Genomic DNA, 25,859 nt, shown 5'->3' with positions numbered 1-25,859 from the left:
CGTGACCTGCGGCGACCCGGGTAGGGGAGTCCCATGACCGAACCGCGCCCCCTCGCTCTCGTGACCGGTGCCTCAAGCGGGATCGGGCTGGAACTCGCCCGCCAGTTCGCCGGCGCCGGCTTCGACCTCGTCGTCAACGCCGAGGACACCGAGCTGACCACGGCCGCCGCGCAGCTGCGCGAGGGCGGGACGACGGTGCAGGAGGTCCGCGCCGACCTGCGCACCGCCGCCGGGGTGGACGCCGTCTGGGCCGCCGTCCAGGCGACCGGGCGCCCGCTCGCGGCGGCCGCGCTCAACGCCGGGGTCGGGCAGGGCGGCCCGTTCGTCGAGAACGAGCTCGACGAGGAGCTCGAGATCATCGACCTCAACGTCACCTCGACGGTGCGGCTGGCCAAGCTGGTGCTGCGGGACATGGTGGCGCGCAACGAGGGGCGGGTGCTGTTCACCTCGTCCATCGCCTCGACGATGCCCGGGTCGTTCCAGGCGATCTACAACGCGTCCAAGTCGTTCATCCAGTCGTTCGCCGAGGCGCTGGTGGAAGAGCTGAAGGACACCGGGGTCACGGTGACCTCGCTGATGCCCGGGCCCACCGACACGGAGTTCTTCGACCGCGCCGAGATGCAGGACACCAAGATCGGCGCCGGCAAGAAGGACGACCCGGCGCAGGTCGCCGAGCAGGGCTTCGAGGCGCTGATGAAGGGGGAGGACAAGGTCGTCGCGGGCTCGCTCATGACCAAGGTGCAGGGCGCCGCCAACGCCGTCATCCCCGACCGGCTCAAGAGCAAGGCGCACCGGCAGATGGCCGAGCCCGGGAGCGCGGAGTAGCACCGTGACCTCCGGCGTCCGCGACCTCGCCCTCCCGCTGCGGGGACCGGTCGACCTCGACCCGCTGCTGGAGCGGGTCGGGGACGCCCGCGTCGTCGCGATCGGCGAGGCCAGCCACGGCACGCACGAGTACTACGCCTGGCGGGCGGCGCTGACGCGCCGGCTGGTCACCGAGCGCGGCTTCGGCTTCGTCGCGGTCGAGGGCGACTGGCCCGACTGCTACCGGGTCAACCGCAGCGTCAAGCTCCGCCCCGGGGCCGACGCCGACCCGCACGACGCGCTCGACGCCTTCTCCCGCTGGCCCACCTGGCTGTGGGCCAACGACGACGTCGTCGACTTCTGCCGCTGGCTGCGCGAGGTCAACGCCGAGCGCCCTGACGACCAGCGGGTCGGCTTCTACGGCCTGGACGTCTACAGCCTCTGGGACTCCATGCAGGAGCTGGTCGCCTGGTTGCGGGAGAACGAGCCCGAGCACGTGGAGACGGCGGTCCGCGCGCTGCGCTGCTTCGAGCCGTTCGGGGAGGACGGCGCCGAGTACGCCTTCGCCAGCCGATTCGCGCCGACCTCCTGTGAGCATGCCGTCGTCGACCTGCTGCACCACCTGTGCGAGCGGCGCGGGGAGGTGTCGTTCGACGGCGACCCCGAGATGCGCTTCTCGGCCGAGCAGAACGCCGCCGTGGTCGTCGACGCCGAGCGCTACTACCGCGCGATGGTGCGGGGCTCGGCCGAGTCGTGGAACGTCCGCGACGTGCACATGGCCGACACCCTCGACCGGCTGCTCGCCCATGCCGGGGACAAGGCGGTCGTCTGGGAGCACAACACGCACGTCGGCGACGCCCGGGCCACCGACATGGCCGACTCCGGGATGGTCAACGTCGGGCAGCTGCTGCGCGAGCGGCACGGCCGGGACGACGTCGTCCTCGTGGGCCTCGGCGGCCACGCGGGCGGGGTGGTCGCAGGGTCGGAGTGGGGCGCGCAGATGCAGCGCATGCCCGTGCCCGAGGCCCGCCCCGGCAGCCTGGAGGCGGTGCTGCACGACGAGGTCGGGCGCGACGCGCTGTTCGTCGTCCCCCGCGGGCCGCGGCCGGCCTGGCTGGATCGGCGGCTCGACCACCGCGCGATCGGGGTGGTCTACCGGCCCGAGCGGGAGCGCTGGGGGAACTACGTGCCCACGGTGGTGGGGGAGCGGTACGACGCGTTCCTCTACCTCGACGACACCCGTCCGCTGCAGCCGCTGCACCTCGAGCGGCCCGAGGAGCACGTGCCGCCCCTGGCGCACGTCGTCTGAGGCGCCGGTGGACCTGCGGCCGGCGGCGGACGGGCGCCTGCAGAGCCGGCCGTCGGCCGCGGCGCCCGGGAAGCCGTTCCCGGCCGGGACGGTCTCGCTCGGCCTGGACACACGGGCCGAGGCGCTGCTGGCCGTGCCGGACCGCGCGCCCGGCCCGCGCCCCCTGCTGGTGTTCTGCCACGGCGCCGGGGGCACCTCTGCGCAGAGCCTCGCGGCGGTCGGTGACGTCGCCGTGCGCCGGGGCGTGCTCGTGCTGGCGACCACGTCGGTGGGCCGCACGTGGGACCTCATCGCCGGGGGACTGGGCCGGGACGTCGCGCTGCTCGACGCCGCCCTCGAGCGCGTCTTCGCCGCCCAGCCGGTGAGCCGGGTCGCCGTCGGCGGGTTCTCCGACGGGGCGTCCTACGCGCTGTCCCTCGGACTGGCCAACGGGGACGTCGTCGACGCCGTCCTGGCCTTCTCGCCGGGCTTCGTCGCCCCGCCCGGCCGCGCCGGCCGGCCGCGCATCTGGATCTCCCACGGCACCGCCGACCGCGTGCTCCCCGTCGACCGGTGCGGACGGCGGGTGTCCCGGCTGCTCGCCGACTCCGGCTACGACGTCACCTACGAGGAGTTCGCCGGCGGGCACGTGGTGACACCCGACCTCGTCTCCGCCGCGCTCGACCACTGGCTGGACGACGCTCCCTGACCTGGGGCCCCGTCCCGGGTCCCGCCCCGAGCCTGCGAGGGGTGGGGAGGACGGGGTCCTCCTTCAGGCGGACTTGCGCTCGGTGACGTCCACGTCGGGCGCGGCGTCGTCCTTGGGGCCGCCGGTCTTGGACACCGAGAACCCAGGCCCCAGGTGCTCCAGTGCCAGCCGGCCGTAGACCTGCTGCTGGGTGGCGACCCGCTCGGCCCGCCCGCGGCCGAGGAAGCTGACCATCCAGTGCAGCACCGTGGTGAGCCGGTTCTTGAACCCGACGATGTACATCAGGTGGACGACCAGCCACAGCACCCAGGCGATGAAGCCCTGGAACTTCAGCTTGCCGATGTCGGCGACCGCGGAGAACCGGGAGATGGTCGCCATCGACCCCTTGTCCGTGTAGCGGAACGGGCCCTTGGGCTCGCGGCCGGCGAGCTTGCGCTTGATCTGGTCGGCGGCGTACCGGCCGCCCTGGATGGCGACCTGCGCGACACCCGGCAGCCGGTCCAGGCTCATCATGTCGCCGACGACGTGCACCTCGGGGTGGCCGGGCAGGGTGAGGTCCGGCTGGACCGAGACCCGGCCGGCGCGGTCCACCTCGGCGCCGGACTGCTCACCGAGCATCCGGCCCAGCGGGGAGGCCTGGACGCCGGCCGCCCATATCTTGGTGGCCGCCTGGATGCGCCGGGTCTGCCCGTCGGCGTCCTTGACCTCCAGGCCGTTGGCATCGACGATGGTGACCATCGCGCCCAGCTGGACCTCCACGCCGATCCGGTTGAGCTGGCGGCGGGCGCGGTCGCCGAGCTTCTCCCCGAACGACGGCAGGACGGCGGGGGCGGCGTCGAGCAGGATCACCCGCGACCGGGTCGGGTCGATGTTGCGGAAGTCCCGGTGCAGGGTCCGGTGCGCCAGCTCGGCGATCTGCCCGGCCATCTCCACCCCGGTCGGGCCGGCGCCGACGACGACGAACGTGAGCAGCCGGTCGACCTCGGCCGGGTCGGTGGCCAGCTCGGCCAGCTCGAAGGCGCCGAAGATCCGCCCGCGCAGCTCGAGGGCGTCGTCGATGCTCTTCATGCCGGGCGCGAACTCGGCGAACTGGTCGTTGCCGAAGTAGGACTGCCCGGCCCCGGCGGCGACGATCAGCTCGTCGTAGTGGTGCACGGTGCGGCGGCCGAGGATGGTCGAGGTGACGGTGCGGTTGGCCAGGTCGATGTCGGTGACCTCGCCGAGCGCCACGCGGGCGTTCTTCTGCCCCCGCAGGATCTCGCGGGTGGGCGGGGCGATCTCGCCCTCGCTGAGGATGCCGGTGGCGACCTGGTAGAGCAGCGGCTGGAACAGGTGGTGGCTGGTCTTGGCGACCAGGGTGACGTCGACCGGCGCGTTCCGCAGCGCCCGGGCGGCGAACAGGCCACCGAATCCCGAGCCGATGATGACGACCCTGGGACGGTCGGACGGGGGAGTGCCGACGGGTTCGGTCGCAGGTGATGTCGTCATGACGAATGAGTCTCCCATCCCGCCGTCTCGGAACCGTGTGCGGCCCCGAGGGATGCAGGCCACAGTCTGGCCCTACCCGTCGAGCGGCGCCTCACGCGGCGGGCAGGTAGACCGTTGGGGTGGTGATCCCCACGGCCCGGCCGGTGCTCGTCCCCGGGCTGGGTCTCGACGCCCGGTCCTCGGCGCGGTTGCGCCGGCTGCTGCCCGGCGAGGTGGTCGTCCTGCCCGGCATGGGCCGCGCCGCGCCGGTCCCACCGCTGGACGACCTGGCCGCCCGGCTGCGGGACCGGCTCGGGACCGGACCGGTGGTGCTCGTCGGTCACTCGCAGAGCTGCCAGGTCGTGGCCGCCGCGGCGGCCGACCCGCGCGTGGCCGGGCTCGTGCTGCTCGGGCCCACCACCGACCCCCGGCTGCGGTCGGCCCCGGTGCTGGCCCGGCGGTGGCTCGGGACGGCGCTGGGCGAGCCGTGGTGGCAGGTGCCGCTGGTCCTCGCCCAGTGGTGGCACACCGGCCCGCGGGCCATGCGGCAGCTGTGGCGGGCAGCCGCGCCGGACCGGATCGACGTCCGGCTGCGCGGCACCCACGTGCCGGTGACCGTCGTCCGCGGCACCCGCGACCGGCTGTGCCCGCACGCCTGGGCCGCCGCCGTGGCCGCCGCGGCGCCGCTCGGCCGGCTGGTCGAGGTGCCGGGCGCGGCGCACATGACGGTGCAGACCCACCCGCGGGAGGTCGCGGCCGTGCTGCGCGAGGCGGTGGACGGGTCAGCCGCCGGCGGCGTCCGGGTCGGGTGACGGGCCGGCCGGCTCTCCCTGGGCCATCGGCCGCGACGCCGGCCGGCCGGGGATCCGGGCGGCGACCGGTGCCGTGTGCTGGGCGACCCAGGTGCCGGCGGCCACCGCCAGCGCCACCGGCCACTCGAGCGCGCCCATCGCGCCCGCGGCCGCGACGCCGCCGTAGAAGACGACCTTCTGGAACGTCCCGCGGTCCCGCGGTGCCGCCGGCGGCGCGGCCGTGGGTGCGGGGGCGGCCGGCAGCGGGCCGACGGTGATGGTGACCAGCGGCAGGCGGACGGTGAGGGTGCGCGGCGCCTGTACCTGGGGAGCCGGCTCGGCGGTCCTCGGCGCGGGGACGGCCGTGGCGGTGCGGCCGGACTTCCCCGTCCGCTCCCGCTCCGTGGTGCTCCGCGGCTGCCTGGTCTCGGTCATCCCGGTCCCTCCCGGCGTGCGGGTCGGCCACCGGCCGGGCCTGCGTGCTCCGTCCCGGCGGCGCGGCGTGGAGGGCTCTTGCCTACTCGCCGTCCGGCCCGCGGGCAACCGTCCCGACCCCGCGGCGCGGGCTCAGGTCGCGGGGGTGCGCAGCACGCGCCGGACGCCGGCGACCAGCAGGGCGATCAGAGCGGCCGCAACCGCCTCGGCGAGAACGGCGAGCAGGATCTCGGACACGGGCACTCCCAGCCGGTGGAGGGACGCCCCCAGGATCGGCCGCGTCCGGGGAACCGCGGGAGGCCGGTCGGTGAACAGTCGGCCACGAGCGTCCGCCGGGTCCGTCCGGAGCCGCGGCTCCGGGCGCAGGGAGAACGTGCGGGTCCGTGTCACGATGACCACATGGCGCACACCTCTGCCTCCGCCGGAGCGCTGCTGCGTCACGTGCGGACCGGCCGGGCGCGCAGCCGCGCCGAGCTCGTCGTGCTCACCGGCGCGTCCCGGAACACCGTCAGCGCCCGGGTCGACCAGCTGATCGCCGCCAACCTCCTGGAGGAGGGCGGGCGCGGCGGGAGCACGGGCGGGCGGCCGCCGACCCTGCTGCAGTTCAACAGCCGGGCCGGGTGCGTGCTCGCCGTCGACCTCGGCGTCACGAGCGTGGACGTCGCCGTCACCGACCTGTCCGCGCAGATCCTCGCCACCGCCGGCCACGACATCGACGTCGCCGAGGGTCCCGGCCCCGTGCTCGCCGAGGTGGACCGGCTGGCGGAGAAGGTGCTCGCCGAGGCGGGCCTGACACCGGCCGACGTCTGCGCCGTCGGGGTGGGCGTCCCGGGCCCGGTGGAGCACTCGACCGGGCGGCCCTCGCACCCGCCGATCATGCCGGGCTGGCACGACTACCCGATCCCCAGCGCCTTCGGCCGCTACGAGTGCCCGGTGTTCGTGGACAACGACGTCAACGTGATGGCCCTCGGGGAGATGGGGGTCGGGGGCTCGGTCCAGGACGTGCTCGTCGTCAAGGTCGGCACCGGCATCGGCTGCGGCGTGATCGTCGACGGCCGCGTCTACCGCGGCGCCCAGGGCAGCGCCGGCGACATCGGGCACATCCAGATCGCCCGGTCCCACGGGCACACGGTCGTCTGCCGCTGCGGCCAGGAGAACTGCCTGGAGGCGATCGCCGGCGGCGGGGCGCTGCTGCGCGACGCCGTCGCGGCGGGGCTGCCGGTGACCACGACGCGGGAGCTGGTCGGGCTGGCCACCCAGGGGAACGGCCCGGCGCTGGAGCTGGTCCGGGACGCCGGCCGCACCATCGGCACCGTGCTCGCGGCGCTGGTCAACTTCTTCAACCCGCACCGCATCGTGGTGACCGGCGGCGTGGCCCGGGCCGGCGTCCCGCTGCTGGCGGGCATCCGCGAGGCCGTCTACCGCCGGTCGATGCCGCTGGCGGCACGGACGCTGGAGATCACCGTCAGCGAGGCCCCCGATCTCTCCGGCCGGGTCGGGGCGGCGCTGATGGCCATCGAGGGATACCTCGACGACGAGTCCGTCGAGGCCCTGGCCCGCTAGGGCCACCTGGCCCCTCCCGCCGCCCGGAGGCGTGTCGCGCACCCTCCGTGGCTGGGGTGCGCCGGCGGAACGTCTCGGTTCGGAAACACCCGTGACGTGGCCTTGACCACACTCGCGGCCGGGACATACGTTCCTCGCTGACCCCACTAATGATCAGCGTTGAGCAAAAGTCCGGGTGGTGACGCCGTGTCCTCGGTCCTTCCTCCGACACTCAGCGGGTGTCGGTCGTGACGGCCCCGCTGCTGGAGATGCGCGGGATCGTCAAGACCTTCCCGGGGGTCCGGGCGCTCGACGGCGTCGACCTCGACGTCCGCGCGGGGGAGGTGCACTGCCTCCTCGGCCAGAACGGCGCCGGCAAGTCCACGCTGATCAAGGTCCTGGCCGGCGCGCACCAGCCCGACGCCGGGCGCATCTCCTGGCGCGGGCAGCCGGTCGACCTGGCCACGCCGCAGGCCGCCATGTCGCTGGGCATCGCGACCATCTACCAGGAGCTGGACCTGGTGGCCGGGCTGACCGTCGCCGACAACGTCTTCCTCGGGCGGGAGTTCTCCCGGCTGGGCATCACCCGGCCCGCCGAGGCCAACCAGGCCGCCGGTGAGCTGCTCACCCGCCTCGGTCACCCGGAGATCCGGCCGACGGCGGAGGTCGGGTCGCTGTCGGCCGCGTCCCAGCAGATGGTCAGCATGGCCCGGGCGCTGTCCCAGGACGCGAAGCTGATCGTCATGGACGAGCCGTCCGCCGTCCTCGACAACGAGGAGGTCGAGCGGCTGTTCGCGGTCATCCGCGAGCTGCAGGCCTCCGACGTCGCCGTCGTCTACATCTCCCACCGGCTCGAGGAGATCCGCACGATCGGCGACCGGATCACCGTGCTCAAGGACGGCCGCACCGTCGCCACCGGGCTCCCGGCCCGCGAGACGCCGACCCGCGAGGTCATCACGCTGATGACCGGCCGCACCATCGAGTACGTCTTCCCGGAGCGGCGGGCGCTGCCGCACACCGACGAGGCGCCGCTGCTGGAGGTCGAGGGGCTGGGCCTGCGCGACTCGTTCAGCGACGTGTCGTTCCGCGTCCGCCCCGGCGAGATCGTGGGTCTGGCCGGCCTGGTCGGCTCCGGCCGGTCGGAGATCCTCGAGACCGTCTTCGGCGCGCGGCACGCCACCACCGGCACCGTCCGCGTCGCCGGTCGCCGGCTGCGTCCCGGGGACGTCGGGGGCGCGGTGGCCGCCGGAGTGGGGCTGGCCCCGGAGGAGCGCAAGAGCCAGGCCCTGCTGCTGGGCGAGTCGGTCTACCGCAACATCAGCATCTCCAGCCTGGCGCGCTTCGCCCGCGCCGGCTTCCTGTCCGGGGCGTCGGAGAAGGACGCCGCGCGGCACCAGGTCGAGTCGCTGGACGTGCGTCCCGCCGACGTCGACCGCGAGGTCCGCACCCTGTCCGGCGGCAACCAGCAGAAGGTCGTCCTGGCCCGCTGGCTGCTGCGCGACTGCCGCGTGCTGCTGCTCGACGAGCCCACCCGCGGCGTGGACGTCGGCGCCCGGTCGGAGATCTACGCGCTGGTGCGCGACCTGGCCGACCGCGGCGTCGCGGTCGTGGTCGTCTCCAGCGAGATCCCGGAGGTCCTCGGGCTGGCCGACCGCGTCCTGGTCGTCGCCGAGGGCAGGGTGCTCGCCGAGGAACCGGCCGACGCGCTCGACGAGCACCGCGTGCTCGACCTGGTCATGGAGGGGATCGGCCACCGGGGCGCCCCCCTCACCGGAACAACCCAGCACGAAGGGGACGTGGCATGAGCGGCAGCACCACCGCGACGACGGGGGGAGCGGCGAGCACGGCCGCGGGCCCGGCGGCGCCCGAGCGGAACGGCGGGAAGGGGCCGGGCTTCATGTCCGGCCCGGTCGGCCGCAACCTCGGTCTGGTCGTGGCCCTGGTGATCCTCTGCATCGTCGGTGTCATCACTGCCGGTGACCGGTTCGCCAGCGTCGACAACACCCTGACGATCCTGCGCGCCGCCGCCGTCATCGGCGTCGTCAGCATCGGGATGACGTTCGTGATCATCGGCGGCGGCATCGACCTGTCGGTCGGCGCCCTGGTCGCGCTGTCCTCGGTGTGGGCCACCACGCTGGCCACCCAGCAGATGGCCGAGGACGTCCACTGGATCGTCATGGTCTTCACCGCGCTCGTCGTCGGCTCGGTCGCCGGGCTGGTCAACGGCGTGGTCATCGCCTACGGCAAGCTCGCCGCCTTCATCGCCACCCTCGCCATGCTGGCGGCCGCCCGCGGCCTGGCGGAGATCATCGCCAACCGGCGGACGCAGATCGTCCAGAACCGCGACTTCCTGGACTTCTTCTCCGGCGACGTCCTCGGCGTCCCGACCCTGGTGATCATCTTCGCGCTGGTCGCCGTCGCCGGCTGGGTGCTGCTCAACCGCACCACGTTCGGCCGGCGCACCTTCGCCGTCGGCGGCAACGCCGAGGCCGCCCGGCTGGCCGGCATCCGCGTGCAGCGGCACACGGTCAAGCTCTACGTCCTCTCCGGCCTCACCTGCGGCATCGCCGCGGTGATGCTCATGGCCCGGACGACGACCGGCAGCTCGACGCACGGCACCCTCTACGAGCTCGACGCGATCGCCGCGGTGGTCATCGGCGGCACGCTGCTCATCGGCGGCCGCGGCACCATCGTCGGCACCGTCCTGGGCGTGCTGATCTTCACCACGCTGAACAACGTCTTCGTGCTGAACAACCTGTCCAGCTCGGCGCAGGCGGTCGCCAAGGGCGTGATCATCGTGGCCGCCGTCCTGCTGCAGCAGCGCCTGGCCACCGGCGGCTTCAGCTTCCGCCGCCCGACCGCGGGCAGACCTGCGGCCGGCGCCCCCGCGGTGGCCGGAGCGCCGTCCGGCGCGGTGTCCGGCGGGACCACCACCGACGGCGGTCCCGGCGGGGCCGGCCCTGGAACGGCGCCCGACCGACCCCAGACGTGACCGGTGCGCCCCGAGGCGCGTCGCCGGTCCGCACCACCCCACCGGGCTCTCGGCCCGTTGGGCGCACCAGCACCCGACAGACCACCTGGCCAGAGCAGCCAGGGAGGCCCATCCGAGGAGAGCACATGTCTGCAGCGAGGCAGCGTCCCTTCCGCCGCCTGTCCTACACCGCGATCGCCCTGGTCGGTGCCGGCGCCCTCGTGGCCGGCTGCACCAGCAACACCCCGGAGAGCTCCGGCGAGGACGGCGGCAACAACGCGGCCAGCCCCAACGACGAGGCCGGTGAGACGGTCCGCATCGGCTTCTCCGCGCCGGCCGCCGACCACGGCTGGATGGCGGGTATCAGCCAGGCCGCCCAGGCCGAGGCCGATCGCTACGAGGACGTCGAGCTGAGCATCGCCGAGGGCACCAACGACGTCAGCACCCAGATCAGCCAGGTGGAGACGTTCATCAACGAGGGCGTCGACGCGATCGTGCTGCTGCCCTTCGACGGCGCCGCCCTGACCCCCGTCGCGCTGCGGGCCATGGAGGCCGGCATCCCGGTCATCAACGTCGACCGCGAGTTCAACAGCCCGTTCGCCGCCCAGGCCACCGTCCTGGGCGACAACTACGGCATGGGCGTCTCGGCCGGCCAGTACATCTGTGAGCAGCTGGGCGACCAGCCCGACGCGGTCGTCGCGGAGATCGCCGGCATCGACTCGCTGCCGCTGACGCAGGACCGCAGCCAGGGCTTCGCCGACGCGCTGGCCGAGTGCGGGCTCAACGTCGACAACCGGGTGGCGGCGGACTTCACCGTCGAGGGCGGCGAGGAGGCCGCGGCCAACCTGCTCCAGGCCGCGCCGCAGATCGACGCCATCTGGAACCACGACGACGACCAGGGCGTCGGCGTCCTGGCCGCCATCACCAACGCCGGCCGCAGCGAGTTCTTCATGGTCGGTGGCGCCGGCTCGGCGAACGCGATGCGCGAGATCCAGTCCGGCGAGTCGGTGCTCCAGGCGACCGTCATCTACCCGCACACCCAGGCCGCGGACGGGATCGCGCTCGCCCGGCTCCTGGGGCAGGGCAAGAGCCTGTCCGACCTCACCTCCCAGGGGGTGCCGCAGCGGATCGTGCTCGACGCGCCGGTCGTCACCGCCGAGAACGTCGACCAGTACATCGACGCCGCCTTCGAGTCCTGACCGCTGCCGCGGGGTCGCCGGAGCCCGGTGCTCCGGCGACCCCGCTCTCCCCCCGGAGCGACCGCATGACCTCCACCCTCGGCACACCCCCTCTGCGCGTGGCCCTGATCGGCTACGCCTTCATGGGCGCCGCCCACTCCCAGGCCTGGCGCACCGCCCCCCACTTCTTCGAGCTGCCCCTGCGACCGGAGCTGACCGTGCTCGCCGGCCGGGACCCCGCCCGGGTCGCCGACGCCGCAGGGCGGCTGGGCTGGTCGAGCACCGAGACCGACTGGCGCCGGGTGCTCGAGCGTCCTGACGTGGACCTGGTCGACGTCTGCACGCCCGGCGACACCCACGCCGAGATCGCCATCGCCGCTCTCGAGGCCGGCAAGCACGTCCTCTGCGAGAAGCCGCTGGCCAACACCGTCGCCGAGGCCGAGGCGATGGCCGAGGCCGCCGCGCGGGCCGCCGCCCGCGGCGTCCGCTCGATGGTCGGCTTCACCTACCGCCGGGTGCCGGCCATCGGGCTGGCCCGGCAGCTGGTCGCCGAGGGCCGGATCGGGCAGATCCGGCACGTGCGCGCGCAGTACCTGCAGGACTGGATCGCCGACCCGGCCGCGCCGATGTCGTGGCGGCTGGAGAAGGACAAGGCCGGCTCCGGGGCGCTGGGCGACATCGGCGCGCACATCGTCGACCTCACGCAGTACATCACCGGCGAGCGGCTCACCGGGGTCAGCGCCCTGCTGGAGACCTTCGTCAAGCAGCGGCCGCTGCCGGTGTCCAGCGGCAGCCTCAGCGGCGTCGGCGGCGAGGAGACCGGCGAGGTCACCGTGGACGACGCGGCGGTCTTCCTCGGCCGGTTCTCCGGCGGCGCGCTGGCCAGCTTCGAGGCCACCCGGTTCGCGCTGGGCCGGAAGAACGCCATCCGCATCGAGGTCAACGGCTCGGCCGGCAGCCTGGCCTTCGACTTCGAGGACATGAACGTGCTCGAGTTCTTCGACGGCGCCGAGCCGGCCGCGACCGCCGGCTTCCGCCGCATCATCGTCACCGAGCCCGAGCACCCCTACGTCGCCGCGTGGTGGCCGGCCGGCCACGGCCTGGGCTACGAGCACGGCTTCACCCACCAGGTGGTCGACCTGGTCGCCTCGATCGCCAAGGGCGAGGACCCCACGCCGTCCTTCGCCGACGGGCTGCAGGTGCAGCGGGTGCTCGACGCCGTCGAGCGCAGCGCGGCCGCGGACTCCGTCTGGACCCCCATCCCCGCCTGAAGGAGGACCTGCTATGCCCCGTCCCGTCACCCTGTTCACCGGCCAGTGGGCCGACCTGCCGTTCGAGGAGGTGGCTCGGCTCGCCTCGGAGTGGGGCTACGACGGCCTGGAGATCGCCTGCTGGGGCGACCACCTCGACGTCGAGCGCGCCGCGAACGACGACTCCTACGTGCAGGAGAAGCTCGACCTGCTCAAGCGCCACAACCTGCAGGTCTTCGCCATCTCCAACCACCTCAACGGCCAGGCCGTCTGCGACGACCCGATCGACGAGCGGCACCGCGGCATGGTGCACCCGCGCGTGTGGGGCGACGGCGACCCTGAGGGCGTCCGGCAGCGGGCGGCCGAGGAGATGAAGACGACCGCCCGCGCGGCGGCGAAGCTCGGCGTGAAGACCGTCGTCGGGTTCACCGGGTCGAAGATCTGGAAGACCGTCGCGATGTTCCCGCCGGTGCCCGATTCGATGATCGAGGACGGCTACCGCGACTTCGCCGACCGCTGGAACCCGATCCTCGACGTGTTCGACGAGGTCGGTGTGCGCTTCGCCCACGAGGTGCACCCGTCGGAGATCGCCTACGACTACTGGACGACGGTCCGCACGATGGAGGCCATCGGCCACCGGGAGGCCTTCGGCCTGAACTGGGACCCGTCGCACTTCGTGTGGCAGGACCTGGACCCGGTGTCGTTCATCTGGGACTTCAAGGACCGGATCTACCACGTCGACTGCAAGGACGCGAAGAAGCAGGTCGGCAACGGCCGCAACGGCCGGATGGGGTCGCACCTGCCCTGGGCCGACCCGCGGCGCGGCTGGGACTTCGTCTCCACCGGGCACGGCGACGTCCCGTGGGAGGCCTGCTTCCGGATGCTGAACACGATCGGCTACGACGGGCCGATCTCGGTCGAGTGGGAGGACGCCGGCATGGACCGCCTGGTCGGCGCCCCCGAGGCCCTGCAGTTCGTCCGCCGGCTGGCGTTCGACCCGCCCGCGGCCGCCTTCGACGCGGCCTTCGCCAGCGGGAACTGAGAGCCGGGACGGTGGGCGGCGGTCGGGGGCCCGCCGCCCACCGTCCCGGGGTCGGACCGCCGGCAGGCGGCTGCGCCCCGGCGGTGGGCGGTCAGGCGGAGACCGAGACGGGCACCTCCATGCCGTTGGCCCGGTGCTGGCCGACGCCGCAGTAGAAGACGTAGTCGCCCTCCTCGAGGGTCACCTCGAGGGTCGCCGTGCCGCCCGGCTGGAGGACCTCGGTGCCGGCGACGTCCTCGCCGTCCCGCTCGACGACGAAGTCGTGCGGCATGTTGCCGGTGTTGGTGACCTCGAAGGTGTACGTGCCGGCCGCGAAGGAGTCCTCGGACAGCTCGAAGTCGAAGTCGACGGCGTTCACCGTGACGGTCTCGCTCTCGGCGGCCGGGGCCTCCGCGGACGACGGCGCCGCGGCCGCGCTGGAGCCGGTGTCGGCGGCGCTGCTGGACGTGCCGCCGGCAGCGCCGCCGGCGTCGTCCTCGCCCCCGCCGCAGGCAGTGAGGCCGACGCCGAGACCGAGGGCGAGGACGGCGGCCGCGGTGCGGCGGGCGGGGCGGGTGGAGCCGGTCAGGCTGAGCACGGGACCTCCTCGGGGCCGGCGGTGACCTCGCCCCGTCGGCGGGTACCGCTGTGGCCGGAGATACTGCAACCTTGAAGGACCTCGCCGGTACCCCTTCACAGGGGGTTCACAGGGAGCCGACAGGCCGTCGCCAGGGAGCGGGCCGGGGCCGGTTCACGACGCGGGAACCTGCCGGCACCAGGCCACGACGGTCGCGAGCACCTCGGGGTCGACCGGGCGGCGCAGCTCCTCGCGGTAGGCCCGCAGCGAGGCGCGGCCTGGCTGGCGGCGCAGCGTGTGGGTCAGGTCGGGCACGCGGTGCACCTCCACCGGGCCGGGCACGGTCGCGGCGAGGGCGTCGAGGTCCGCGGCGGGGACCTGGAGGTCCTTCTCGCCGGTCACCGCCAGCACCGGGACGGTCAGCCGGGCGAGGTCGGCCCGGGGGTCGTGCGCCATGAACTCGCGCGTCCAGCGGGCGTTGACGCGGACGCCGCCGACCCGGGCGACGTCGGTCGTGGTGGCCTTGATCCGCGCGTGGTTGGCGGCGACCTTCGCCTCCAGGTCGGTGCGCAGCAGGCGCAGCAACCCGCGCACCGGTGCGGGCAGCGTGGGTGCGAGCTGCCGGGCCTGCCAGCGCAGCAGTTCCTCGCCGGGGGTGGCGCTCGTCGACAGCAGGACGACGCCGGCGACCGGCTCTCCCCGTGCGGCCAGCGCGGCGGCCAGGAGGGCGCCCTCGCTGTGCCCGGCGACGAGCACCCGGCTGGCGTCGACCTCGGGCCGAGCGGCGAGGGCGTGGAGCGCTCGGGCGAGGTCGTCGACGTTGTCGTGCAGGCCGGCCGAGCGCCAGTCGCCGGGGGTCTCGCCGACGCCACGCTTGTCGTAGCGCAGCGAGGCCAGGCCACCCGCCGCGAGGGCGTGTGCGAGCTGTCGGGTGACGTCGAACCGGGCACGCCGGTGGTTGGAATCCCGGTCGAGCGGGCCGGACCCGGAGGCGAGGAGCACCGCCGGTGCCGGGAGCGGGGTCCCGGGGAGGGTGAGCGTGCCCGCCAGTGCGGGCTCGCCGGGGACCCGGATGGGCAGGTCGCGCACGCTCAGCGGCCCGGGGCGAGGTCGGCGGCCAGCGCGGCGGCGTCGTCGGCACCCACCAGCAGCGCGTCGTACCGCTGGCCGGCCAGCCGGACGCGGACGGCCGGCTGGCCCCGGCGGACCGACACCAGCGACTTCTCCTCGCGCGCGCGCCAGGTGCCGATCTTGCGGACGCCGGGGAGGCCGAGGCCGGGAGCGCGCAGCCCGCGGGCGCCGGCCAGCCCGTCGGGGACCACCTCGGCCGACGTCACCGACGCGCGCGGCACCTCCAGGTCGCCGAGCAGGCCGAGGACCTTCTCGGCCGTCGTGAGGGTGATGCGGAGGGTCTGCGGAGTGGTCGTCACGGTCGCCATGGCGCTACCATTCCCGAAATCGATACCGTTGTCAAAAACGAGAATGGTGGTGGCCGTGGCGACCGCAGACCTGCTGCTGCACCCCGTCCGGCTCCGGATCGTGCAGGCGTTCCTGGGGGAGCGGGTCCTGACCACCGCCGACCTGCGCGCCGAGCTGGCCGACGTCCCGCCGGCGACGCTGTACCGGCACGTCGGGGTGCTGGCCGAGGCGGGCGTGCTCGCGGTGGCGGGGGAGCGGCGGGTGCGCGGCGCGACGGAGCGCAGCTACCGGCTGGTGACCGAGGCGGCCTCGGTGGACGGCGCGACCGCGGCCGCCATGCCGGCCGACGAGCACCGGCGGGCGTTCGCGACCTTCGTCGCCGCGCTGCTGGCCGACTTCGACCGGTACGCCGACCGCGCCGACGGCGGTCGGCTCGACCCCGCCGCCGACGGGGTCGGGTACCGGCAAGTGGCGCTGTGGCTCAGCGACGAGGAGTTCGCCGAGCTGGTGACCGAGCTGCGGGCGGCCCTGACCGCCCGGATGGCCAACGAGCCGGCCGGCGCGCGCCGGCGGCGGGTCGTCACCCAGGTCTTCCTGCCCGGGTGACGACGCGCCCCGGGGAGTGGCCGCTCCCGCCCCCGCCCGGGCACCGGCCCGAGCGGGGGAGGGCGGGGTCCTCCCTCAGGCGGCCTCGCGCCGGGCGGCGCGGGCGGCCTTCCGGTTCGCCTTGGCGAGGGTCTTGGCGGCCTTGCGGACCTGCCGCGGCTTGCGGTCGATCGTGCCGCGGGTGAGGAGGCCGACGCCGATGCCGAGCAGCCAGACGTCCTTGGCGACGGCCAGGCCCTCCTGGGTCGGGGCCAGGCTGCCGGGCTTCCGCATCCCCGGGGTGTTGAGGTACAGCCCCAGCAGGCCGCCCGAGAAGCCGGTGAGCACGGCGCCGGCCAGCGCCGTCGGCACGAACGGGGTCAGCAGCGCGGTCCCGACGGCGATCTCGGCGTAGGCCAGGCCCTTCACGAACTGCTGCGGCGGGATGTTCTTCAGGAACGGGTAGGTGCCCGACGCGAACCCGTGCAGGCCGGCGGCGGTGGCCTCGTCGGCGCCGCGCTTGCCCAGGCCGCTGTTGAGGATGAACGCGCCGGCCGAGATGCGGGGGCCGATCTCGGACAGGGTGATGGGCAGAGCCATGGTGGGGTACCTCGCAGGTCGGGTCGGGCGGTCAGGGGTTCGACCAACCCTGGACGACACGTGCCGTGCCCACCACCCCGGGCGTCAATCGGAGTGGACGGCGGTCAGCGGCCCCCGCGCCGGGACCGGCCGCTGAACGACGCGGCGGAGTGGCTGCCGGCGCGCGCGGCCAGCTCGGCCCGGGTGCGGGCCGGACCCGCGGGCCGACCCGTACCGCCCCGTCCGCCGGACGTCGGGGCCCCAGCACCCGTCGGAGCCCCGGTCGAACCGGCGCCCGCACCCCCGGACCGGCGCCGCCGGCCGCCGCCCTGGCCCTGCGGCTGGGGAGCCGGTGCCGGGGCGGGCTCGACGTGCGGGGCGGGCGGGCCGGTCAGCGCGGCGATCTCCGGCGCGCCGGGGCGCACCGAGCTGACCGTCGGGGTGATACCGGCCTGCCGGGCGAGGGTGCGCACCTCGCCGGCCTGGTCCGGCGTCGCGACGGTCACGACCGTGCCGCCGGCGCCGGCCCGCGCGGTGCGGCCCGAGCGGTGCAGGTAGGCCTTGTGCTCGGCCGGCGGGTCGACGTGGACGACGAGCGCGACGTCGTCCACGTGGATGCCGCGGGCGGCGATGTCGGTCGCGCACAGCACCCGGGTGCTGCCGTTGCTGAAGGCCTCGAGGTTGCGCTCGCGGGCGTTCTGGCTGAGGTTGCCGTGCAGGTCCACGGCCGGGACGCCGGACGCGGTCAGCTGCTTGGCGAGCTTCTTGGCCTGGTGCTTGGTGCGGGTGAACAGCACGCTGCGGCCGAGCCCGGAGGCGAGCTCGCGGACCACGGCGGCCTTGTCCGCGGCCTCGACCCGCAGGACGTGGTGGGTCATCGTCGCGACCGGCGCCACGGCCGGGTCGACCGAGTGGGTGACCGGGTTCGAGAGGTAGCGCTTGACCAGGACGTCGACGCCGTTGTCCAGCGTGGCCGAGAACAGCAGCCGCTGGCCGGTCTTCGGCGTCCGGTCCATGATCCGCTTGACGCCGGGCAGGAAGCCCAGGTCGGCCATGTGGTCGGCCTCGTCGAGGATCGTGATCTCCACGGCGGAGAGGTCCGCGTGGCCCTGGCCGATGAGGTCCTCGAGCCGGCCCGGGCAGGCGATGACGATGTCGACGCCGGCGGCCAGCGCCTGCACCTGCGGGTTCTGGCCGACCCCGCCGAACACGGTGGTCGCCTTCATGCCCAGGGCGCGGGCGAGCGGGTCGACGGTGGCCAGCACCTGGTTGGCCAGCTCGCGGGTCGGCACCAGCACCAGCGCGCGCGGCCGCCGGGCCTGGCGGCGGCTGTCCGAGGCGGCCAGCCGGGCCACCAGCGGCAGGCTGAAGGCGAGCGTCTTGCCCGAGCCGGTGCGGCCCCGGCCGAGGACGTCACGCCCGGACAGCGAGTCCGGCAGCGTGGCCACCTGGATCGGGAACGGGGCGGTGATGCCGCTGGCGGCGAGCACCTCGACCAGCGGCGCGGGGACGCCGAGCGCGGCGAAGGTGGTGTCGGTGGCCACGACGGTGGCGGGGGCGCCGGCGGGGACGACGGCCGGGGCGACGTCCACCGGGGCGAGGTCCACGGAGGCGGCGGCCGGCGCGGATCGGGTCGGCTCGGCGGCGGGGGCGGCCGGACGGGCGGCGCCGGAGCGGCCGCGGCCGCGGCTGCCGCGGCGGCGACGGCCGGCGCTGTCGCGGGCAGGGGTGGACGGGTCGTGCGAGGTCATTCGGTCTTCCTGACGGTCGGGATGGCCGCCGTCGATCCCGGGCGCGGCGCACCTGCGCGGAGCAGGGCGAGCTCGCGTCGTCCGCGGGACGTCCGACGACCGGGCGCGCCTCGGTGGCGCTGCCTCGGTCCGACGTCGGGTCCTGCAGCTCCGGATGAGCGGAGGGCGGCGCCGGTACGTCGTACTCAACCAGATGCGGACCGCGTCTGTGCCGTCACCCCGTGGAGTGTCCGGTCACACCCGCGCCGCGGTACGTGCGCCGGTAGGTGCCCGGGGCGACGCCGATGCTGGCCCGCAGGTGCTGGCGCAGCGAGGCCGGCGTGCCGAACCCCGCGTCGGCGGCGACCCGGTCGATCGGCGCGTCGGTGGACTCCAGCAGGTGCCGGGCCAGGGCCAGCCGCTGCCCGGCCAGCCAGCGCAGCGGGGACACGCCGGTCTCCTCCCGGAACCGGCGGGTGAAGGTGCGCACGCTCATCCGCGCGTGCGCCGCCAGGTCGGCCAGGGTGAGCGGCTCGCCCAGCCGCTCGGTGGCCCAGGCACGGGTGGCGGCGGTGCCCGCCTCGCCGGCCTCCGGCAGCGGTCGTTCGACGAACTGCGACTGGCCACCCTCCCGCCACGGCGCGACGACGTTGCGCCGGGCGACCCGGTTGGCGACCTCGCTGCCGTGGTCGCGGCGCACCAGGTGCAGCAGCAGGTCGATGCCCGCGGCGACACCGGCGGAGGTGAGCACGTCACCGTCGTCGACGAAGAGCACGTCCGGGTCGAGGTGCACGGCGGGGAAGTTGCGGCGGAAGGCGTCGACGTCGCGCCAGTGGGTGGCGGCCGGCCGGCCGTCGAGGAGGCCTGCGGCGGCGAGCACCGACGACCCGGTGCAGATCGACACCATCCGGGCGTGACCGGCGGCTGCACGCAGGGCCTCGCGCAGCTCCGGCGGGATGCGGCCCTCGTGCACCGCCGGGCCGCCCATGATCCCGGGGACGATCACCGTGCCCGCGGTCCGCAGCACCGAGCCGTCGTGGTCGGGCTGGACCGAGAACCCGTCTGCCGTCCGGACCGGTTGCCCGTCGAGCGTGGCGATCCGCACGTCGTAGAGCGGCGAGCCGTCGTCGGCCTCGGCCAGCCCGAGCAGCCGGTAGGGCAGCCCGAGTTCGAAGCCGACGACGCGGTCCACCGCGAGGACCGCGACCTCGTGCCGGCTCGGGCCTAGAAGCATGGCCGGACTCGGGCCTGAGGACATGGCCGGATCGTTGCACATGTTGGCCTCCGGGCCACTGTCGGTCGGTCGCCGCCGTCGGTCATGCTCGGCGCCGTGACGACGACCGACCACCCCCGCACCGCCGCCACCCACCGCATCCACCCCGCCTGGTGGGTCGCGGCGGTGACCTTCCTGGCGCTGGTGGGCGCCGCGGCGTTCCGGGCCGTGCCGGGGGTGCTCATCGACCCGCTGCGCGCGGAGTTCGGCTGGTCGGTGACGACCATCTCGGCCGCCGTCGCGGTCAACATGGCCCTGTTCGGGCTCACCGCGCCCTTCGCCGCGGCGCTGATGGAGCGGTTCGGCATCCGGCGGGTCGTCGTCGCCGCGCTGCTGCTCACGGCGACCGGCAGCGGGCTGACCGTCTTCATGACCGCCAGCTGGCAGCTGGTCCTGCTGTGGGGCGTGCTGGTCGGCCTCGGCACCGGGTCGATGGCGCTGGCGCTGGTGGCCACGGTGACCGGCCGCTGGTTCGTGGCCCGGCGCGGGCTGGTCTCCGGCGTCCTCACCGCGGGCAGCGCGACCGGTCAGCTGGTCTTCCTGCCGCTGGTCGCCTGGGCCGAGCAGACCTGGGGCTGGCGGGCGGCCTCGCTCGGGACGGCGGCGGCGGCGCTGGCCGTCGTTCCGCTGGTGGCATGGCTGATGCGCGACCGGCCGCGCGACCTCGGGGTGGCCCCCTACGGCGGGACGCCGGACGACGACGTCGTCCCGGTGCGCAGCGGCGCCGCCCGCTCGGCGGTGCGGGGCCTGGTCGAGGGCGCCCGCACCCGGCCGTTCTGGCTGCTCGCCGGCGGGTTCTTCATCTGCGGGCTGTCCACCAACGGGCTGGTGCAGCCGCACTTCATCCCGGCCGCGCACGACCACGGGATGCCGGTGACGACCGCGGCGGGGCTGCTCGCCGTCGTCGGCATCTTCGACATCGCCGGCACGGTCTTCTCGGGCTGGCTCACCGACCGGGCCGACCCGCGGGTGCTGCTGCTGGCCTACTACGGGCTGCGGGGGCTGTCGCTGTTCCTGCTGCCGACCCTCTTCGGGCCGGACCTGCACGCCAGCATGATCGCGTTCATCGTGTTCTACGGCCTGGACTGGGTGGCCACGGTGCCCCCGACCCTGGCGCTGTGCCGGGAGCACTTCGGGCCGCGGGCGCCGGTGGTGTTCGGCTGGGTGTTCGCCTCGCACCAGGTCGGGGCGGCGGTCGCCGCGTTCGGCGGCGGCGTCATCCGGGACGTGACCGGCTCCTACGACCTGGCCTGGTTCGCCGCCGGTGCGCTGTGCCTGGTGGCCGCGGCGCTGTCCATCTCGATCCGGCGCTCCCGCCCGGCGGCGTCCGACGTCGGGCTGCCGCCGTCGCCCACCCAGGCGGCGGCCGGCCAGGCGCACGGCTGAGGCCGCCGTCGGAGGGCAGAAATGGCCATTTCTGCCCTCGGGGCCTCAGCGTGGGGTGCTGATGAGCGGTGCCGCGCAGACCCCGTGGTGGCAGGCCGGCGCGGCGGGGGAGAACAGCGCGGAGGAGCAGACCGCGACGCCGCACAGCAGCAGCGCGAACCCGACCGGGCGGACCAGCCGCGCGCCCCAGCGGGCGGTCTTCTCGGCGACCATCACGGCGGTGAGGGCGAGCATCCAGCCGAGGCTGGCGACGCCGGTGGCGGTCAGCAGCAGCATCAGCGCCCAGCAGCAGCCCAGGCACCACAGCCCGGCCCGGACGCCGAGGGCCGCCGCGGCCCGGGTCCCGCGGCGGTAGTGCTGCCAGAGGAAGGACGCCGGTGACCGGCAGGTGGTCAGGCAGGCGTCCTTGAGCCGGCTGAACTGGTAGCCCCCGGCGAGGAGGAGTGCCGCGCCGAGGACCAGCCCGTCGCGGGCGGCGAGCCACGGCCAGGCCGTGACCAGCCGGTCCACCGCCCAGGCGGCGAGGAGCGCCGGCAGCGCGGCGGCGGTCCAGGTGGCCAGGTAGCCGGCGTACAGGCCGGTCCGGGCGGCCCGCGGGTGCGGCCCCCGCGCGCTGACCGCCGCGAACAGGCGGGCCAGCGGCACCAGCGTGGGCAGCATCATCGCGCCGAGCATCACCGTCCAGGCGGCCAGCGCCGCGGCCACCCGCACACCCCACGGGGCGGCGCCGTCCGCCGTTGCGTGGCCGTGCCCGGCCGCCCCGGTGAGGACCAGGGCGAACGTGACCGCCCAGCAGGCGCCGGCGACGCCCCACAGCAGCGGCGCGGGGTCGCGCGGCCGGCGCGTCGGGGGCGCCGCCCGGGACGCCGTCGTCACGCCGGGCCGCTCAGCCGGTGAAGCGGAAGTGGCCCTGGATGGCGTTCTTGCCGGAGATGTCGATGTCGGGCCGGCCCAGCATGCGCCCGGCTTGCCGGTAGACGGTGGCCTTGCCGGGGAAGGCGGGGGAGCCGGGGATCGTGCTGAACACCGTCTCGTTCAGCGTCGTCGTCCGGCCGGTGGCGCCCTGGAACGGCGCGAGCTGGGCCTCGACGACGTCCCCGATCCGCAGCGTGCCCGCGCCCTTCTCCACGGTGAAGGTCAGCGGGGCCTTCTGCACCGAGACGACCTCGCCGATCAGCGCGGCGAGGTCGGCGATCGGGCCGCCGAGCTGCCCGGTGAACACGTCGAGCAGCGCCTGCTGCTGCTCGTCGGTGCAGCGCTCGTCCACGTAGAGGGCGACCCGCCAGTTGCCGGCCAGGACGTTGCCCGGGATGTGGGTCACCGACGCCAGTGCCCGGTCGGACACGTCGACCCCGCGCACCGTGCCCGAGTCGACGTACCAGGCCAGCGACGAGTCGCAGACGCCCCCGTCGGGGTTCTCACCCACCCAGCAGGGACAGATCGCGTCGCACGTGCACACCTCCAGGAGTCGGCCCTCGAGGGTGTAGGTGGTGGTCTGGGTGGCTTCGGCGGTCGCGGTCACGGGAGTCCTCCCCCTAGCGCGCCAGGGATGCGGGCACGGTCATCGCAGCACCGCGGGCCCGCCGGGGGCAGGGTCGCCGGTCCCTGCCGGGCAGGGACCGGCCGCCGGTCAGGCGGTGCCGGCGAGGGCGGGGTCGACGGTGCGGCCGGTGACCAGGTCGGCCGCGCGCTCCGCGACCAGCATCGTCGGGGCGTTGGTGTTGCCCCGCACCAGCGTCGGCATCACCGAGGCGTCGGCCACCCGCAGCCCGTCGAGGCCGTGCACCCGCAGCTGCGCGTCGACCACCGCGGCGTCGTCGGTGCCCATGCGGCAGGAGGACACCGGGTGGTACAGCGACTCGAGGGTGTCGCGCACCGCCCGGCGCAGCCGGTCGGGGGAGTGCACCGTGCCGCCCGGCGACCACTCCTCCCCGAGGACGGCGGACAGCGGGCCGGTCGCGGCGATCTCGCGGGCGACCTCGACCCCGCGGGCGAGGGCGTCGAGGTCGCGCTCGTCGGTGAGGTAGCCGGGGTCGATCGCCGGGGCCCACGTCGGGTCGGCCGAGCGCAGCCGCACCGAGCCCCGCGAGTGCACCCGCACCAGCACGGCGGCGGCGGTGAAGGCGTCGACGTCGGGGTCGACCTCCGCCTGCCGCCAGTACTTGACCGGCAGGAAGTGGAACTGCAGGTCCGGGGCGGGCAGGTCGGGCCGGGAGCGGGTGAACAGCCCCGCCTCGGCGAGGTTGGACGTCAGCGGGCCGCGCCGGGCGGCGAACCACTGCGCGTACCCCGACGGCGACTCGGCGCGGAACAGCGACCGCCCCGACCGGGTGTGCCAGACCACCGGGACCAGCGGGTGGTCCTGCAGGCCGGCCCCCACGCCGGGCAGGTCGTGGACGACGTCGACGCCGACCTCGCGCAGGTGCGCACCCGGGCCGATGCCCGAGAGCAGCAGCAGCTGCGGTGAGTTGACCGCCCCGCCGGCCAGCACGACCTCGGCGGCGGCGTGCGCGGTGTGCACCCGCCCGCCGCGGCGGTACTCGACGCCCATGGCCCGCCCGCCGGAGACCAGCACCCGGGTGGCCAGCGCGCCGGTCCGCACGGTGAGGCCGGGGCGGCTCAGCGCGGGCCGCAGGTAGGCGTCGGCGGCCGACCAGCGCCGGCCGCGCCGCTGGGTGAGCTGGTAGAGCCCGGCGCCCTCCTGGGTGGCGCCGTTGAAGTCGTCGTTGCGCGGGTGGCCGGCGGCGATCGCGGCCTGGACGGCGGCCCGCGACCACGGGTGCGGCGAGCGCGGGTCCTCCACCCGCAGCGGGCCGCCGACGCCGTGGAAGCGGTCGGCGCCGCGGGCGTTGTCCTCCATCCGCCGGAACAGCGGCAGCACGTGCTCGTAGGACCACGACTCGTCGCCGGTGAGCGCGGCCCACTCGTCGTAGTCGCACGACCCGCCGCGCACGTAGATCATCGCGTTGATCGACGAGGACCCGCCGACGAGCTTGCCCCGCGGCCAGAACAGCCGCCGGCCGTCCAGGGCCGGCTGCGGCTCGGTGGTGTAGTTCCAGTCCCGCCGGGTCCGCCAGTTCTTGTACAGCGCCGCCGGGATCTGCACCTCCAGCGCGTCGTCGGAGCCGCCGGCCTCGAGCAGCAGCACCCGCCGAGACGGGTCCTCGGTCAGCCGGGCGGCCAGCGCGCAGCCGGCCGACCCCGCGCCCACCACGACGACGTCGAACTCCTCGGCGCCGTCCTGCTGCACGGTCACCGGTGCCGCCCGTGCACCAGGCCCATGACCCGGGCCAGCGCGTCGGCGGCGGCGGCCGGCCGGCGGAAGCTCATCAGGTCGACGGGGAGCGGCACCCGCTGCCGGGTGATCGCCTTGGCCCGGGTGAACTCCTTGAGCCCGTCCGGGCCGTGGATGCGGCCGAAGCCGCTCTCGCCGACGCCGCCGAAGGGCAGCGCGGGCACCGCGGCGAAGGTGAGCACCGAGTTCACCGAGGTCATCCCGCTGCGCATCCGCCGGGCCAGGTCCATCGCCCGCTCCTTCGATCGGGAGAAGACCGCGCCGGCCAGGCCGTGCGGGTTGGCGTTGGTGCGCGCCAGCGCCTCCTCGGCGTCGCGCACCCGCGTGACCGTGAGCGTCGGGCCGAAGGTCTCCTCGCGCACCGCCGCCGAGGTCTCCGGGACGTCGAGCAGCACCGTCGGCGCCACGTACCGGCCCTCCACGGTGCCGCCGGCCACCACCCGCCCGCCGGCGGCGACGGCGTCGTCCACGTGCCGGCGCACCACGTCGGCCTGGGACGGCATGGTCATCGGCCCGTAGTCGGCGGCGTCGTCCGACCCCGGGCGCAGGCCGCGCACGCGCTCGGTCACCTCGGCGACGAAGGCGTCGTAGACGCGCTCGGTGGCGTAGACCCGCTCGATGCCGATGCAGGTCTGCCCGGCGTTGCTCATCGCGCCCCAGACCGCGGCGTCGGCGGCGGCGGCCACGTCGGCGTCGTCGTCGACGATCATCGCGTCCTTGCCGCCGAGCTCCATGAGCACCGGCGTGAGGGTCTCGGCGCAGGCGGCCATCACCCTCCGCCCGGTGGGGGCCGACCCGGTGAACGCGAGCTTGCCGACGCCTGCCTGGCACAGCGCCGCGCCGGTCCCGCCGTCGCCGGTGACGACCTGGAGGGCGTCGGCGGCGTCCGGCACGGCGGCCCGCCAGGCGGCGGCCAGCCAGGTGCCGACCGCGGGGGTGTGCTCCGAGGGCTTGAAGACGACGGCGTTGCCGGCCGCCAGCGCGTAGGCGATGGAGCCCATCGGCGTGAAGACCGGGTAGTTCCACGGACCGATGACGCCGACGACCCCGAGCGGCTGGTACTCCAGGTACGCGGCGTGGTTGGCGGCGAGCAGGCCGGGGTTGACCCGCCGCGGGCGCAGGACCGTGCGCGCGTGCGCGCCGGCCCAGGCCAGGTGGTCGATCGCGAGGCTGATCTCGAGGATCGCGTCGGCGTGCGGCTTGCCGTTCTCGCGGTGCACCAGGTCGGCCAGCTCGTGCAGGCGCCGGGCCAGGTAGCCGCGGTAGGCGGCCAGCCGCCGGCGGCGGCCGTCGAACCCGAGGCCGGCCCACGCGGCGGCCGCGGTGCCGGCCCGCTCGACCGCGGCACGCACGTCCGCGGCGTCCTGCACGGGGAAGACCCCGACGACGGCGCCGGACGCCGGGTCGGTGGACTCGAAGGTCGGCGCCCCGGAGCCCGCGGGGACGTCCTGGCGCGCGGCGAGCGACATGGCCACGCACGCTACCCAGCGGAGCTGTGCGCTGCCTCCACGGAGGCAGACCTCTGGCGCGCGTCAACGATCTGCGTATCGTTGTCGGCC

Annotated in this window: 24 protein-coding genes; 12 read left to right on the top strand and 12 right to left on the bottom strand. The window is 75.1% G+C overall.

Annotation, left to right across the window (positions count from 1 at the left end; genetic code table 11):
• Nucleotides 1-60 precede the first annotated feature (60 nt).
• From ACI79D_RS18415 to ACI79D_RS18405, 3 genes are read left to right on the top strand one after another with little or no spacing between them, the layout of a single operon-like run.
• Nucleotides 61-825 (top strand): SDR family NAD(P)-dependent oxidoreductase, encoded by a 765-nt coding sequence (locus ACI79D_RS18415; RefSeq protein ID WP_456919919.1) that lies wholly within the window; start codon nucleotides 61-63, stop codon nucleotides 823-825.
• 4 nt (nucleotides 826-829) lie between these two features.
• The gene (locus ACI79D_RS18410; RefSeq protein ID WP_456919918.1) at nucleotides 830-2,113 is read left to right on the top strand and encodes an erythromycin esterase family protein; all 1,284 of its coding nucleotides are present in this window, start codon (nucleotides 830-832) and stop codon (nucleotides 2,111-2,113) included.
• 7 nt (nucleotides 2,114-2,120) lie between these two features.
• Nucleotides 2,121-2,801, top strand: a complete 681-nt coding sequence (locus ACI79D_RS18405) for an alpha/beta hydrolase (RefSeq protein WP_456919917.1) — start codon at nucleotides 2,121-2,123, stop codon at nucleotides 2,799-2,801.
• A gap of 63 nt (nucleotides 2,802-2,864) precedes the next feature.
• Here the strand turns inward: ACI79D_RS18405 and ACI79D_RS18400 are convergent, their stop codons facing one another.
• Complete coding sequence (locus ACI79D_RS18400) at nucleotides 2,865-4,289, bottom strand: NAD(P)/FAD-dependent oxidoreductase (RefSeq protein WP_456919916.1); 1,425 nt, start codon at nucleotides 4,287-4,289, stop codon at nucleotides 2,865-2,867.
• A 122-nt stretch (nucleotides 4,290-4,411) separates the two neighbouring features.
• On the opposite strand from ACI79D_RS18400, the gene ACI79D_RS18395 reads away from it, so the two are divergent.
• Complete coding sequence (locus tag ACI79D_RS18395) at nucleotides 4,412-5,080, top strand: alpha/beta fold hydrolase (RefSeq protein WP_456919915.1); 669 nt, start codon at nucleotides 4,412-4,414, stop codon at nucleotides 5,078-5,080.
• Here the strand turns inward: ACI79D_RS18395 and ACI79D_RS18390 are convergent.
• Nucleotides 5,051-5,494, bottom strand: coding sequence for a hypothetical protein (locus tag ACI79D_RS18390; protein ID WP_456919914.1), 444 nt, complete (start codon nucleotides 5,492-5,494; stop codon nucleotides 5,051-5,053). The genes ACI79D_RS18395 and ACI79D_RS18390 overlap by 30 nt on opposite strands.
• 399 nt (nucleotides 5,495-5,893) lie before the next feature.
• Between ACI79D_RS18390 and ACI79D_RS18385 the strand changes: the two genes are divergently transcribed.
• The 6 genes from ACI79D_RS18385 (at nucleotide 5,894) to ACI79D_RS18360 (ending at nucleotide 13,477) form a co-directional block, all read left to right on the top strand.
• Nucleotides 5,894-7,057 (top strand): ROK family protein, encoded by a 1,164-nt coding sequence (locus tag ACI79D_RS18385; RefSeq protein ID WP_456919913.1) that lies wholly within the window; start codon nucleotides 5,894-5,896, stop codon nucleotides 7,055-7,057.
• 218 nt (nucleotides 7,058-7,275) lie between these two features.
• Nucleotides 7,276-8,841 carry a sugar ABC transporter ATP-binding protein gene (locus tag ACI79D_RS18380; protein WP_456919912.1) on the top strand — a complete coding sequence of 522 codons (1,566 nt, stop codon included), beginning with the start codon at nucleotides 7,276-7,278 and terminating at the stop codon, nucleotides 8,839-8,841.
• Complete coding sequence (locus tag ACI79D_RS18375) at nucleotides 8,838-10,028, top strand: ABC transporter permease (protein ID WP_456919911.1); 1,191 nt, start codon at nucleotides 8,838-8,840, stop codon at nucleotides 10,026-10,028. The genes ACI79D_RS18380 and ACI79D_RS18375 overlap by 4 nt, the downstream gene beginning before the upstream one ends.
• Nucleotides 10,029-10,153: 125 nt before the next feature.
• The gene (locus ACI79D_RS18370; protein WP_456919910.1) at nucleotides 10,154-11,206 is read left to right on the top strand and encodes a substrate-binding domain-containing protein; all 1,053 of its coding nucleotides are present in this window, start codon (nucleotides 10,154-10,156) and stop codon (nucleotides 11,204-11,206) included.
• Nucleotides 11,207-11,271: 65 nt separating this feature from the next.
• On the top strand, nucleotides 11,272-12,456 hold the full coding sequence (locus tag ACI79D_RS18365) for a Gfo/Idh/MocA family protein (RefSeq protein WP_456919909.1): 1,185 nt from the start codon (nucleotides 11,272-11,274) through the stop codon (nucleotides 12,454-12,456).
• Between the two features lie 13 nt (nucleotides 12,457-12,469).
• Nucleotides 12,470-13,477, top strand: coding sequence for a sugar phosphate isomerase/epimerase family protein (locus ACI79D_RS18360; RefSeq protein ID WP_456919908.1), 1,008 nt, complete (start codon nucleotides 12,470-12,472; stop codon nucleotides 13,475-13,477).
• A gap of 91 nt (nucleotides 13,478-13,568) precedes the next feature.
• On the opposite strand, the gene ACI79D_RS18355 is transcribed toward ACI79D_RS18360, so the two are convergent.
• The 3 genes from ACI79D_RS18355 to ACI79D_RS18345 all read right to left on the bottom strand — a co-directional run bounded on the left by ACI79D_RS18355 (nucleotide 13,569) and on the right by ACI79D_RS18345 (nucleotide 15,472).
• On the bottom strand, nucleotides 13,569-14,054 hold the full coding sequence (locus tag ACI79D_RS18355) for a cupredoxin domain-containing protein (protein ID WP_456919907.1): 486 nt from the start codon (nucleotides 14,052-14,054) through the stop codon (nucleotides 13,569-13,571).
• Between the two features lie 153 nt (nucleotides 14,055-14,207).
• Nucleotides 14,208-15,122 (bottom strand): alpha/beta hydrolase family protein, encoded by a 915-nt coding sequence (locus ACI79D_RS18350; RefSeq protein ID WP_456919906.1) that lies wholly within the window; start codon nucleotides 15,120-15,122, stop codon nucleotides 14,208-14,210.
• A 2-nt stretch (nucleotides 15,123-15,124) separates the two neighbouring features.
• Nucleotides 15,125-15,472 (bottom strand): hypothetical protein, encoded by a 348-nt coding sequence (locus tag ACI79D_RS18345; RefSeq protein ID WP_456919905.1) that lies wholly within the window; start codon nucleotides 15,470-15,472, stop codon nucleotides 15,125-15,127.
• A gap of 55 nt (nucleotides 15,473-15,527) precedes the next feature.
• Between ACI79D_RS18345 and ACI79D_RS18340 the strand changes: the two genes are divergently transcribed.
• Entirely contained in the window at nucleotides 15,528-16,058 is a 531-nt protein-coding gene (locus ACI79D_RS18340) for a helix-turn-helix domain-containing protein (protein WP_456919904.1), read from the top strand.
• Nucleotides 16,059-16,133: 75 nt separating this feature from the next.
• On the opposite strand, the gene ACI79D_RS18335 is transcribed toward ACI79D_RS18340, so the two are convergent.
• The 3 genes from ACI79D_RS18335 to ACI79D_RS18325 form a co-directional block, all read right to left on the bottom strand.
• Nucleotides 16,134-16,637, bottom strand: coding sequence for a hypothetical protein (locus ACI79D_RS18335; RefSeq protein WP_456919903.1), 504 nt, complete (start codon nucleotides 16,635-16,637; stop codon nucleotides 16,134-16,136).
• A 104-nt stretch (nucleotides 16,638-16,741) separates the two neighbouring features.
• Entirely contained in the window at nucleotides 16,742-18,367 is a 1,626-nt protein-coding gene (locus ACI79D_RS18330) for a DEAD/DEAH box helicase (protein ID WP_456919902.1), read from the bottom strand.
• A 214-nt stretch (nucleotides 18,368-18,581) separates the two neighbouring features.
• The gene (locus ACI79D_RS18325) at nucleotides 18,582-19,580 is read right to left on the bottom strand and encodes a GlxA family transcriptional regulator (protein ID WP_456919901.1); all 999 of its coding nucleotides are present in this window, start codon (nucleotides 19,578-19,580) and stop codon (nucleotides 18,582-18,584) included.
• A gap of 96 nt (nucleotides 19,581-19,676) precedes the next feature.
• Between ACI79D_RS18325 and ACI79D_RS18320 the strand changes: the two genes are divergently transcribed.
• Entirely contained in the window at nucleotides 19,677-21,005 is a 1,329-nt protein-coding gene (locus ACI79D_RS18320; protein WP_456919900.1) for an MFS transporter, read from the top strand.
• Nucleotides 21,006-21,050: 45 nt separating this feature from the next.
• Here the strand turns inward: ACI79D_RS18320 and ACI79D_RS18315 are convergent, their stop codons facing one another.
• The 4 genes from ACI79D_RS18315 to ACI79D_RS18300 all read right to left on the bottom strand — a co-directional run bounded on the left by ACI79D_RS18315 (nucleotide 21,051) and on the right by ACI79D_RS18300 (nucleotide 25,769).
• Nucleotides 21,051-21,881: a DUF2182 domain-containing protein gene (locus tag ACI79D_RS18315; protein ID WP_456919899.1), complete on the bottom strand. Its 831-nt coding sequence runs from the start codon at nucleotides 21,879-21,881 to the stop codon at nucleotides 21,051-21,053.
• Between the two features lie 10 nt (nucleotides 21,882-21,891).
• Nucleotides 21,892-22,527: a DUF1326 domain-containing protein gene (locus ACI79D_RS18310; RefSeq protein WP_456919898.1), complete on the bottom strand. Its 636-nt coding sequence runs from the start codon at nucleotides 22,525-22,527 to the stop codon at nucleotides 21,892-21,894.
• Nucleotides 22,528-22,635: 108 nt separating this feature from the next.
• Nucleotides 22,636-24,261, bottom strand: coding sequence for a GMC family oxidoreductase (locus ACI79D_RS18305; protein ID WP_456919897.1), 1,626 nt, complete (start codon nucleotides 24,259-24,261; stop codon nucleotides 22,636-22,638).
• A complete protein-coding gene (locus ACI79D_RS18300; RefSeq protein WP_456919896.1) occupies nucleotides 24,258-25,769 on the bottom strand; it encodes an aldehyde dehydrogenase family protein in 1,512 nt (503 codons plus the stop codon). The genes ACI79D_RS18305 and ACI79D_RS18300 overlap by 4 nt, the downstream gene beginning before the upstream one ends.
• Nucleotides 25,770-25,859: the final 90 nt, after the last annotated feature.

Source organism: Geodermatophilus sp. SYSU D00708, assembly GCF_054050115.1.
Note: the sequence above shows the minus strand (reverse complement) of the source record. Positions and strands in the feature narration are given on the sequence as shown.